This is a genomic window from Streptomyces sp. NPDC001027 (assembly GCF_040299045.1).
Taxonomy (GTDB): Bacteria; Actinomycetota; Actinomycetes; order Streptomycetales; family Streptomycetaceae; genus Streptomyces.
In genome coordinates, this window is record NZ_JBEPBI010000243.1 from 1 (window position 1) to 11,339 (window position 11,339).

Sequence of the window (11,339 nt, forward strand, 5' to 3'; positions counted from 1 at the left end):
GGCCGAGGTCGGCTCGTCGAAGAGCATGACCTTCGGGTCCATCGCCAGCGCCCGCGCGATGGCGACGCGCTGCTGCTGGCCGCCCGAGAGCTGCGCGGGGTACTTGTCGGCCTGGGTGCCCACGCCGACCCGGTCGAGCAGGGCGCGGGCCTTCTCCGCGGCCTGCGCCTTGTCGGCCTTGCGGACCTTGATCTGGCCGAGCATCACGTTCTCGAGCACGGTCTTGTGCGCGAACAGGTTGAACGACTGGAACACCATGCCGACGTCGGCGCGCAGCCGGGCCAGCGCCTTGCCCTCCTGGGGCAGCGGCTTTCCGTCGATCGTGATCGCGCCGTCGTCGATCGTCTCCAGGCGGTTGATCGTGCGGCACAGCGTCGACTTGCCCGACCCGGAGGGGCCGATGACCACGACGACCTCCCCGCGGGTGATCGTCAGGTCGATGTCCTGGAGAACGTGCAACGCGCCGAAGTGCTTGTTGACGCTCTTCAGGACGACCAGGTCACCGCTCGCGACCGCGTCCTCCTTGGTCACCGATACTTCGGTCATCGCTTCGGGGCTCCGTCCTCCTCGGTTTCGGAGGACAGTAGTGACCCGCGCCGACCAGCGTCATTACATCTGAGGGGAATCTGAGCATCACGATCCGATAGCAATCGGACACATGTCGTAGCACTTGAGACGGACTTGCGACCTGCGCGCGTATCGGCCGAGTAACGGTAGTCGCGCGCAAGTGGAACTCGCTTGACTGCGTCGTCGTCCATCGGCGTGACTGCCATGATGCACGCACGCGTGTGCCGCCGTTTTCCGGAGCCGGAGAACCGAACACCCGTTGTAGTGAGTCAGACCGTATGCCCGATGAACCGGAGGAGGCCGGGATGAGACTGCTTCTCGTCGAGGACGACAACCATGTCGCCGCCGCCCTGTCCGCGGTCCTCAAGCGGCACGGTTTCGACGTCACCCACGCGCGCAGCGGCGAGGAGGCGCTGCAGGCGCTCGTCCCGGAGGGGCCCGGCTTCGGCGTCGTCCTGCTTGATCTGGGCCTGCCGGACCAGGACGGCTACGAGGTGTGCGGCAAGATCCGCAAGCGCACCGCCACACCGGTGATCATGGTCACCGCCCGCTCCGACGTGCGCTCCCGCATCCACGGTCTGAACCTGGGCGCCGACGACTACGTGGTGAAGCCGTACGACACCGGGGAGCTGCTCGCCCGTATCCACGCCGTGAGCCGGCGCACCGTCCACGAGGACGCGGTCGCCGAAGGGGAGAGCGCGCTGCGCCTGGGCCCCGTGCAGATCGAGCTGCCCACCCGGCGCGTCACGGTGGACGGCACGGCCGTCCAGCTGACCCGCAAGGAGTTCGACCTGCTCGCGCTGCTCGCGCAGCGACCCGGCGTGGTCTTCCGGCGGGAGCAGATCATCAGCGAGGTGTGGCGCACCAGCTGGGAGGGGACCGGGCGCACCCTGGAGGTGCACGTGGCCTCGCTGCGCGCCAAGCTGCGCATGCCCGCGCTGATCGAGACGGTGCGCGGGGTCGGCTACCGGCTCGTCGCCCCGGCCGCATAGCGGGGACCTCTGTTGCGTACGCGTCTGCTGCCGCTCCTCATCGTCCTGATGGCGGCCGTGCTGCTGGCCCTCGGGGTGCCGCTGGCCATCAGCGTGGCGGGCGCCGAGCAGCAAAGGGTGGTCGTCGACCGCATCGACGACACCGCGCGCTTCGCGGCGCTCGCCCAGTTCGTCACCGTCTCCTCGGGCGTGAACGACCCGACGTCGGCGTCCACGAACGAGCGGCGCGAGACGCTCGGCCGGGAGCTCGCCAGCTACTACGACGTCTACGGCATTCGCGCCGGGGTCTTCTACAGCACCGACACCCCCATGGCTCATGCCCCGCGCGACTGGTACCTCCCCGCATCGGGCGAGGTGAGGGACGCGTTCGAGGAGGCGTCGCTCAGCCGCCGCAGCCACGACCCCGAACAGGTGTGGCCCTGGCAGCGCAGCCGGCTCGTCGTGGCGTCACCGGTCATCCGGGACGGCGACGTCGTCGCGGTCGTCGTCACCGACTCGCCCACCGGCCCGATGCGGTCGCGGATCCTGCACGGCTGGCTGGTGATCGCCGCCGGAGAGGCCGCCGCGATGCTGCTGGCCATCGGCGCCGCCCTGCGACTGACCGGCTGGGTGCTGCGGCCGGTGCGCATCCTGGACGCCACCACGCACGAGATCGCGAGCGGCCGTCTGAAGTCGCGGGTCGCGGTGGCCGGCGGGCCGCCCGAGCTCAGGAGGCTGGCCGGCGCGTTCAACGAGATGGCGGACAACGTCGAGGACGTGCTGGAGCAGCAGCGCGCCTTCGTCGCCGACGCCTCGCACCAGTTGCGCAACCCGCTCGCCGCCCTGCTGCTGCGCATCGAACTGCTGGGCTACGAGCTGCCCGAGGGCAACGAGGAGATCGCCTCCGTCCAGCACGAGGGCAGACGCCTCGCCCAGGTCCTGGACGACCTGCTGGACCTGGCCCTCGCCGAGCACGCCGAGGCCGACCTGCGGATCACCGACATCGGCGCCCTGGCCGCCGAGCGCGTCGCCGCCTGGGCGCCCACCGCCAAGGCCAAGGGGGTCCGGCTGGTGGGCGACTGCCCGCCCACCACGGCCTGGGCCGACCCGGTGACGCTGTCCAGCGCTCTGGACGCGGTGATCGACAACGCGGTGAAGTTCACCCCCGAGGGCGAGAGCGTCGAGGTCACGGTCACCGTCGAGGGCGGGACCTCCTCCGTCGTCGTCACCGACAACGGGCCGGGTCTGACCGACGAGGAGCTCACGCGCGTGGGCGACCGCTTCTGGCGCAGCGGCCGTCACCAGAACGTCAAGGGCTCGGGTCTCGGCCTGTCCATCTCCCGCGCCCTGCTCGCAGCGGGCGGCGGCTCCCTGTCGTACGCCCGCCACGAGCCGAGCGGACTGACGGCGACGGTGTCGGTGCCGCGGTCGCGGACGTCGTGACGGCCCGCCCTACGGCTTGACGGAGCGGTAGTAGCGCCGGGCGCCCGCGTGCAGCGTGAGCGGGTCGGTGTAGATGGCGGTGCGCAGGTCGACCAGCTGGGCGGAGTGCACGTGCGCTCCGATGAGATCCCGGCTCCTGATGACGGTACGGGTCACCCACTCGGTGAGCCGGGGGTCCACGTCGGTGCGGGTGATCAGCAGGTTGGACACGGCGATCGTCGCCACGGTGGAGCCGTTCTGGATGGTGGGGTAGGCCGACTCGGGCATGTTCGTCGCCCGGTAGTAGCCCGTGGAGTCGTCCTGGTCGTGCATCTTGGCGACGAGCTCGGGGCTGATCGGCACGAACCGGAAGGTGAAACCGTCGGCGAGCTTCTCCAGCCCGGCCGTCGGGACTCCGCCCGACCAGAAGAACGCGTCGATCTTTCCCTGCTTGAGCTGCTCGGGGCCGGTGTCGATGCCCCGCTCCACCGCCTTGATGTCCTTGGCCGGATCCAGGCCCGCCGCCTTGAGGACCCGCTCGGCGATCAGCCGCACGCCGGAGCGGGGCAGGCCCGTCGCCACCGTCCTGCCCCGCAGGTCAGCGATGGACCGGATGTCCGAGTCACGGGCCACCACGAGCTGGACGTAGTCGTCGTACAGCCGGGCCACCCCGCGCAGCCGCGCGGCCGGGCCGGGATGCTGCGTCTCGTACGTCTGCACCGCGTCCGCCGCGGCGATGGCGAAGTCGGCCTCGCCCGCCGCCACGCGCGCGACGTTCTCCGGCGAACCGTTGCTCGTCGACAGCTTCACGTCCAGGCGGGGCATGTCCTTGGCGAGCGCGGTGCGCAGCTGGCTGCCGTACGCGTAGTAGACGCCGCTCGTCGTGCCCGTGTTGAGGGTGATCGAACCGCTCGGCGGCTCCTCGCCCAGCGGCAGCAGCCACCACAGCAGCAGTCCGAGGACGACGACGCCGGCGGCCGTGCCCTGCAGAGCACGGCGCCTGCCGATGCGGGAGAACGACGGGGACATGCCCGCGATCCTGCCAGCCGGAACGCGGTGCTGGCCAGAGCGGCCCTCACTGCGCAGGTGACGGGCGGACCGATCGACGGGGGTGGCGGAGGGGAGTGATGACCTGAGGGAGTCACGGGCGGGAGTGGCGGACGGCAGTGATGACCCGAGGGACGCGCGAGCGGGACTGGCGGACGGCAGTGTCGGTGGCCGTCGGTACAGTCCGGGCATGAGTTCCTCGCCCGCCGATCTGGTCCGTGAGTTCCACCACGCCTTCGGGCTTGACGCCCGCAGCACCCCGACGCCGGTGTCTCCCGGGCTGGCCGCCCAGCGCCGGGATCTGCTCGCCGAGGAGGCCGCGGAGGTCGCCGAGGTGTCGGTCGGCGGCCCGCTGGACCGGCTGGCGCACGAGCTGGCCGACGTCGTCTACGTCGCGTACGGCACGGCCCTGGTGCACGGGATCGACCTCGACGCGGTGCTCGCCGAGGTCCACCGGTCCAACATGACCAAGCTGGGCCCCGACGGCAGGATCGTCCGCCGCGCCGACGGCAAGGTCCTCAAAGGTGAGCACTACGAGGCCCCGGACGTGTCCGCGGTCCTGCGCCGCCAGGGGTGGACCGACGGCGGGGAGTGAGGCGCAGGGGCGCCGAGCCAGGCTTGCGGGACCGGAGGCGGCCGGGACCGGGCGACGCATCCCGCCGTCGGGCGGGTCGGCAGCGCGCCCCGGCCTCGTGGCTCCCGGCCTCCCGGCCCGCCAGGCGCCCGGCCTCAGTCACCCACCCGGGTCTCCCGCCGCGGCTCGGGCACGTGGGCCGGCGCGCTGTCGGCGCCTGACCGCCCGCGCCGGGACCAGCGGGTCGCCAGGGGTTCCGTGTAGCGGGCGGTGAGGGGCCCCACGACGACCAGGATCAGGACGTACGCCGTCGCCAGCGGGCCGAGCGACGGCTCGATTCCCGCCGTGACCGCAAGACCGGCGATGACGATCGAGAACTCCCCGCGCGCCACCAGCGCACCGCCCGCCCGCCACCGTCCCTTGACCGAGATCCCGGCGCGCCGGGCCGCCCAGTACCCGGTGGCGATCTTCGTGGCCGCGGTGACGACCGCCAGGGCGAGCGCCGGAGCGAGCACGGGAGGGATGCTCGCCGGATCGGTGTGCAGGCCGAAGAAGACGAAGAAGACGGCGGCGAACAGGTCGCGCAGCGGGCTGAGCAGGGTGTGCGCGCCCTCGGCGACCTCCCCGGAGAGCGCGATGCCCACCAGGAACGCCCCCACCGCCGCCGACACCTGCAGCTGCTGGGCCACCCCGGCGACCAGGATCGTCAGCCCCAGCACCACCAGGAGCAGCTTCTCCGGGTCGTCGCTGGACACGAAACGGGAGATGACCCGCCCGTAGCGCACCGCGGCGAAGAGCACGAGACCCGCGACGCCCAACGCGATCGCCAGGGTCACGCTGCCGGCCGCCAGCCCCACCCCGGCCACCAGGGCGGTGACGATGGGCAGGTAGACGGCCATGGCCAGGTCCTCCAGGACCAGCACGCTGAGGATCACCGGCGTCTCCCGGTTGCCGACCCGGCCCAGGTCGCCGAGCACCTTGGCGATCACTCCGGACGACGAGATCCAGGTGACGCCCGCGAGCACCACGGCCGCCACCGGCCCCCAGCCGAGCAGCAGCGCGGCGACCGCGCCCGGCACGGCGTTGAGGGCGCAGTCGACGAGACCTGAGGGGTAGTGGGCCTTGAGGTTGGAGACCAGATCGCTCGCCGTGTACTCCAGGCCGAGCATCAGCAGCAACAGGATCACGCCGATCTCGGCGCCGGTGGCGACGAACTCCTCGCTCGCGCCGAGCGGCAGCAGGCCGCCCTCGCCGAAGGCCAGACCGGCCAGCAGGTAGAGCGGGATCGGCGAGAACTGGAAGCGGGCCGCGAACCGGCCGAGCAGGCCGAGCCCGAGGATGATGGAACCGAACTCGATCAGCAGGACTGCGGAGTGCACTCGCTCACTCCCGCCCGAGTATGGCCGCGGCCGCGTCCACACCCTCGCGGGTGCCGATGACGATGAGCGTGTCGCCTCCCGCGAGGCGGAAGTCGGGCGCCGGGGACGGAATGGCCTCGGCCCGCCGCAGCACCGCCACGATCGAGGCGCCGGTCTCGGTGCGCATCCGGGTCTCGCCCAGCAGTCGCCCGTTCCAGCGCGAGGTCGCCGCCACCTCCACGCGTTCGGCGACCAGCCCCAGATCCGTCGTGTACAGCAGGCTCGCGCTGTGGTGGGACGGCATCAGCGCGTCGATCAGCGAGCCGGCCTCCGCCGCGGTCAGCCGCACGGACTGGGCGCAGGAGTCGGGGTCGTCGGTCCGGTACACGTTGACGGTACGGGCCCCGTCGCGGTGCGCCACGACCGACAGGTGGCGCTGCTCCCGCGTCACGAGGTCGTACTGGACTCCGATGCCTGGCAGCGGAGTCGTCCGAAGGCGTGGAGCAGGCACGTTTCTTCCCCTTGTTGTCGATCGTTTCGCCGGTCGCCGCGGCCACCGCTGGTACTCGCCGGACACCGGCAGACGTCGCTGAACACCGGCGGCGTCGCCGGACGCCGTCGGCCGTCGCCGGCCGCCACCGAACCCTCGCGCGACGTCCGTGCCGTCCGCGACGTCTCCCGGTGTCCCGCGGGTGCCCGGGACGCCATGCTGCCATTCCCCCGTACGGTGACGACATGGGTGTCGTGACGGATGGACAGGGCCGCGAGCACACGGCGAGGCTGGCCACGGCGGCGCCATGGAGAGCCGACCCGGGCGACGACCGCGATGACGACGCAGTCGACGAACGACGCGTCGACCGGGGCGACGATCGACGCGTCGACCGGGGTGGCGACCGAGGCGACCGAGATGTGACCGACGGCGGCGCCGCGGGCCGAGCAGGCAGAGGAGGAACGGCGCACATGTCCCTGTTCCGGCGGATCTTCGTCCTCAACGCAGGGGCCCTGGTCGTGGCCGCCTCGCTGCTCCTCGGCCCGGTCACGGTGTCCACGCCCGTACTCCCGGGCGAGGTCCTCGTGGTGGTCGCCGGGCTCGCGGCGCTGCTGACCGTCAACGCGGTCGTCCTGCGCATCGGCCTGGCCCCGCTGGCCCGCCTCGGCCGTTCCATGGCCGACGCCGACCTGCTGCACCCCGGGGCCCGCGCCGAGGTCGCGGGGCCGGTGGAGACGGCCCAGCTGATCACCACGTACAACGCCATGCTGGACCGCCTGGAGGCTGAGCGTGCCGCCAGCGCGGCCGGGGCGCTGTCGGCCCAGGAGCGTGAGCGTCACCGCGTCGCCCGGGAACTGCACGACGAGGTCGGCCAGACCCTGACCGCCGTGCTGCTCCAGCTCAAACGCGTCGCCGACCGGGCCCCCGCGGAACTGCGCGAGGAACTGGGCCAGGCGCAGGAGGCAACCCGAGCGGGTCTCGACGAGATCCGCCGCATCGCCCGCCGGCTGCGGCCCGGCGTCCTCGAAGAGCTCGGCCTGCTCAGCGCGCTGCGCTCACTCGCCGGCGAGTTCACCGCACACGGGCTGACGGTGCGCCACGATCTGCGTCCGGGCATCCCCCCACTGACCGAGGAGACGGAACTCGTGCTCTACCGGGTGGCGCAGGAAGCGCTCACCAACACCGCGCGGCACTCCCGCGCCGACCGTGCGGAACTCCGCCTGCGCCCGGTCACCGACGGGGTCGAGCTCCTGGTGCGGGACAACGGCACGGGCCTGGGCGCGACGGCCGGGGAGGGCGCCGGACTCCGCGGGATGCGTGAGCGGGCCCTGCTGATCGGCGCGAGCCTCACCGTCTCGTCGCCGGCGAAGGTCACGGGCGGCGGTGGCACGAGGGGCGGCGGCACGGGCGGCGTCGGCGCCGGGACGGACGTACGGCTGCGGGCGGCGGCGGACACCGGCCGGGGGGAGCTCGCAGGTCGCGCGGTAAGCGTCCCACCCCCGGCGCTCGCCGAGCAGGCGGAGCCGCCGCACCCGGCAGCCCTGGCTGGCCCGTCGGGCCCGGCGGAATCCTCGGCCCCTCCGGGAGGCCGCCGATGACGGACGGCGCCCCGCCCCCGACCCCCACGACCGGAGCTGTCGCGGCGGCCCCGCCCACGCGCGTGCTGCTGGCCGACGATCACACCCTCGTGCGCAGGGGAGTACGGCTCATCCTGGACGGTGAGCCCGATCTCACCGTGGTCGCCGAGGCCGGAGACGGGGCGGAGGCGGTCGAGCGGGCCCGCGCGGGGGACGTCGACCTGGCTGTCCTCGACGTGGCGATGCCCCGGATGACCGGACTGCAGGCGGCCCGCGAACTCTCCCGGCGCCTCCCGGACCTGCCCATCCTCATCCTGACGATGTACGACAACGAGCAGTACTTCTTCGAGGCCCTCAAGGCGGGCGCCGGCGGGTACGTCCTGAAGTCGGTCGCCGACCGGGACCTGGTCGAGGCCTGCCGGGCGGTCGTGCGCGACGAGCCGTTCATCTATCCGGGCGCGGAGCGGGCCCTCGTCCGCTCCTACCTGGACCGGCTGCACCGCGGCGACGGCGTGGGCGGCCTGCCCGAGCGGCCCATCACCGAGCGCGAGGAGGAGATCCTCAAGCTCGTGGCGGAGGGACACACCTCCCGGGAGATCGGCGCCCTGCTGTTCATCAGCGCCAAGACGGTCGAACGGCACCGGGCCAACCTGCTGCAGAAGCTCGGCATGCGCGACCGGCTGGAGCTGACCCGCTACGCGATCCGCGCCGGCCTCATCGACCCCTGAGGCGTCGCCGATCGTCCCGCACATCATCGGGGACGGGCGTTCTCCGGGACCGCCTACCCTTGACGCATGACCAGCAGCAGTGACCGGAGCCTCGCCGTGGACGCGCCCGCACCCAAGAGCTACGAAATCCGCACTTACGGGTGCCAGATGAACGTCCATGACTCCGAGCGATTGTCCGGACTGCTCGAAGAGGCCGGCTACGTGCGCGCCCCCGAGGGGGCGGACGGCGACGCGGACGTCGTCGTCTTCAACACCTGCGCGGTGCGGGAGAACGCCGACAACCGGCTCTACGGCAACCTCGGCCGGCTCGCGCCGCGCAAGGCGAGCCGGCCCGGCATGCAGATCGCGGTCGGCGGCTGCCTGGCGCAGAAGGACCGCGACACCATCGTGAAGAAGGCGCCCTGGGTGGACGTCGTCTTCGGCACGCACAACATCGGCAAGCTCCCGGTGCTGCTGGAACGCGCGCGCGTGCAGGAAGAGGCGCAGGTCGAGATCGCCGAGTCGCTGGAGGCGTTCCCCTCCACGCTGCCCACGCGGCGCGAGAGCGCCTACGCGGCCTGGGTGTCCATCTCGGTCGGCTGCAACAACACCTGCACCTTCTGCATCGTCCCGGCGCTGCGCGGCAAGGAGAAGGACCGGCGCACCGGCGACATCCTCGCCGAGATCGAGGCGCTGGTCGGCGAGGGCGTCAGCGAGATCACCCTGCTCGGCCAGAACGTGAACGCCTACGGCTCCGACATCGGCGACCGCGAGGCCTTCAGCAAGCTGCTGCGCGCGTGCGGAGCGATCGAGGGCCTGGAGCGCGTCCGCTTCACCTCCCCGCATCCGCGCGACTTCACCGACGACGTCATCGCCGCCATGGCCGAGACGCCGAACGTGATGCCGCAGCTGCACATGCCGCTGCAGTCCGGCTCGGACACGGTCCTCAAGGCGATGCGTCGCTCCTACCGGCAGGAGCGCTACCTCGGGATCATCGAGAAGGTGCGCGCCGCCATCCCGCACGCCGCGATCACCACCGACATCATCGTGGGCTTCCCCGGCGAGACCGAGGAGGACTTCGAGCAGACGCTGCACGCGGTGCGCGAGGCACGGTTCGCGCAGGCGTTCACCTTCCAGTACTCCAAGCGCCCCGGCACGCCGGCCGCGACGATGGAGGACCAGATCCCCAAGGAGGTCGTGCAGGCGCGCTACGAGCGTCTCGTGGCCCTCCAGGAGGAGATCTCCTGGGAGGAGAACAAGAAGCAGGTCGGCCGCACCCTGGAGCTGATGGTCGCCGAGGGCGAGGGCCGCAAGGACGGCGCCACCCACCGCCTCTCCGGCCGCGCCCCCGACAACCGCCTGGTCCACTTCACCAAGCCGGAGCAGGAGGTCCGCCCCGGCGACGTCGTCACCGTGGAGATCACCTACGCCGCCCCGCACCACCTTCTCGCCGAGGGCGCCGTCCTCGACGTGCGCCGCACGCGCGCGGGAGACGCCTGGGAGAAGCGCACCGCCGAGAAGGCGGCCAAGCCGGCGGGCGTGATGCTGGGTCTGCCGAAGATCGGCGCCCCGGAGCCGGTGCCGGCGGCCGCGGCGCCCGGCTGCGGCTGCGACTGACGGAAGATCCGGCCCGGGCGCGCGGGCACGGACCGGCGCACCCGGGGGACGGCCACGAACCGGCGCTCCCGGGCGCGCGGGCGTCGGCGTCGTCCACCCCGCCGACCTCGGGGAGCGGTCGGGGACGGCGCTCATCGAGGACCGGCGCCGGGTCCTCCTGCGGGGTTACCCTGCCGATCATGCTTGTCGCTGCCGCAGTCTGCCCCTGCCCGCCGCTCCTCGTGCCCGAGGTCGCCGCGGGCGCCGCGCCCGAGCTGGACCCCGTGCGCACCGCCTGCTCCGACGCGCTCGGCGTGCTGGCGGCCGCCCGCGCGGACCGGCTCGTGGTCGTCGGGCCCGCCGAGCAGTCGGGACGCGGCCCGCATCCCGAGGGCGCCCGGGGTTCGTTCCGGGGTTTCGGAGTGGATCTCGCCGTCCGGCTGGGCCGCGGCGGCGCGGACACGCCCTCCGGACGCGAGCTGCCGCCGTCCCTCGCCGTGGCGGCCTGGCTGCTCGAGCGGGCCGGCTGGTCGGGCGCCCCCGTGGAGGGTCTGGGCGTGGGCGAGTCGCTCGAGGCCGAGCGGTGCGTCGAGGCCGGCCGGCAGATCGGCGGCGCGGCGGGGCGGGTCGCGCTCCTGGTGATGGGCGACGGCAGTGCGTGCCGGACGCTGAAGGCCCCGGGGTACCTCGACGAGCGCGCGGCGCCCTTCGACGAGGCGGTCGCCCGGGCGCTCGGCACGGCCGACGTCGAAGCCCTCAAGGCGCTCGACGCCCCGCTGGCCCACGAGCTCAAGGCGGCGGGCCGCGCTCCCTGGCAGGTGCTGGCAGGCGCCGCCGAGGGCACGGAACCCTCCGGCGCCCTGCTGTACGACGACGCGCCCTACGGCGTGGGGTACGTGGTCGCGACCTGGTCGTAGCCCCGTAGGCCCGATGCGCCGTACCCGTGTAGCCCCGGATCCGCGTTGCCGCGCGGCCCACACGTCCCGGCACGCGGCGGCGGACGGCCGCGAGCGTGTTCGCCACGCGGCCG

Annotated in this window: 11 protein-coding genes; 7 read left to right on the forward strand and 4 right to left on the reverse strand. The window is 72.9% G+C overall.

All coding sequences use genetic code 11. From position 1 onward, the window contains the following. A partial coding sequence (locus ABT300_RS36100) for an amino acid ABC transporter ATP-binding protein (protein ID WP_351685092.1) occupies positions 1-546 on the reverse strand: 546 nt, incomplete at its 3' end. 326 nt (positions 547-872) lie between these two features. Between ABT300_RS36100 and ABT300_RS36105 the strand changes: the two genes are divergently transcribed. Together ABT300_RS36105 and ABT300_RS36110 are read left to right on the forward strand one after the other, a co-directional pair. Next, the gene (locus ABT300_RS36105) at positions 873-1,559 is read left to right on the forward strand and encodes a response regulator transcription factor (protein WP_351685094.1); all 687 of its coding nucleotides are present in this window, start codon (positions 873-875) and stop codon (positions 1,557-1,559) included. Positions 1,560-1,571: 12 nt separating this feature from the next. Beyond that, entirely contained in the window at positions 1,572-2,981 is a 1,410-nt protein-coding gene (locus tag ABT300_RS36110) for a sensor histidine kinase (RefSeq protein WP_351685096.1), read from the forward strand. Between the two features lie 9 nt (positions 2,982-2,990). Here the strand turns inward: ABT300_RS36110 and ABT300_RS36115 are convergent, their stop codons facing one another. Further along, complete coding sequence (locus tag ABT300_RS36115; protein ID WP_351685098.1) at positions 2,991-3,989, reverse strand: TAXI family TRAP transporter solute-binding subunit; 999 nt, start codon at positions 3,987-3,989, stop codon at positions 2,991-2,993. 208 nt (positions 3,990-4,197) lie between these two features. On the opposite strand from ABT300_RS36115, the gene ABT300_RS36120 reads away from it, so the two are divergent. Further along, complete coding sequence (locus ABT300_RS36120; protein WP_351685101.1) at positions 4,198-4,602, forward strand: pyrophosphohydrolase domain-containing protein; 405 nt, start codon at positions 4,198-4,200, stop codon at positions 4,600-4,602. Positions 4,603-4,736: 134 nt separating this feature from the next. On the opposite strand, the gene ABT300_RS36125 is transcribed toward ABT300_RS36120, so the two are convergent. Together ABT300_RS36125 and ABT300_RS36130 are read right to left on the reverse strand one after the other, a co-directional pair. Further along, entirely contained in the window at positions 4,737-5,960 is a 1,224-nt protein-coding gene (locus ABT300_RS36125; RefSeq protein WP_351685104.1) for a cation:proton antiporter, read from the reverse strand. A gap of 4 nt (positions 5,961-5,964) precedes the next feature. After that, the gene (locus tag ABT300_RS36130) at positions 5,965-6,450 is read right to left on the reverse strand and encodes a cation:proton antiporter regulatory subunit (RefSeq protein ID WP_351685107.1); all 486 of its coding nucleotides are present in this window, start codon (positions 6,448-6,450) and stop codon (positions 5,965-5,967) included. A 449-nt stretch (positions 6,451-6,899) separates the two neighbouring features. Here ABT300_RS36130 and ABT300_RS36135 point away from each other — a divergent pair, with 449 nt between their 5' ends. The 4 genes from ABT300_RS36135 (at position 6,900) to ABT300_RS36150 (ending at position 11,226) form a co-directional block, all read left to right on the forward strand. Beyond that, positions 6,900-8,027 (forward strand): sensor histidine kinase, encoded by a 1,128-nt coding sequence (locus ABT300_RS36135; RefSeq protein ID WP_351685110.1) that lies wholly within the window; start codon positions 6,900-6,902, stop codon positions 8,025-8,027. Further along, positions 8,024-8,734: a response regulator gene (locus tag ABT300_RS36140; RefSeq protein WP_351685113.1), complete on the forward strand. Its 711-nt coding sequence runs from the start codon at positions 8,024-8,026 to the stop codon at positions 8,732-8,734. Before ABT300_RS36135 ends, ABT300_RS36140 begins: the two co-directional genes overlap by 4 nt. Before the next feature lie 66 nt (positions 8,735-8,800). Continuing rightward, the gene (miaB, locus tag ABT300_RS36145; RefSeq protein WP_351685115.1) at positions 8,801-10,330 is read left to right on the forward strand and encodes a tRNA (N6-isopentenyl adenosine(37)-C2)-methylthiotransferase MiaB; all 1,530 of its coding nucleotides are present in this window, start codon (positions 8,801-8,803) and stop codon (positions 10,328-10,330) included. 179 nt (positions 10,331-10,509) lie between these two features. Next, positions 10,510-11,226, forward strand: a complete 717-nt coding sequence (locus tag ABT300_RS36150; RefSeq protein WP_351685118.1) for a class III extradiol dioxygenase subunit B-like domain-containing protein — start codon at positions 10,510-10,512, stop codon at positions 11,224-11,226. Positions 11,227-11,339 lie beyond the last annotated feature (113 nt).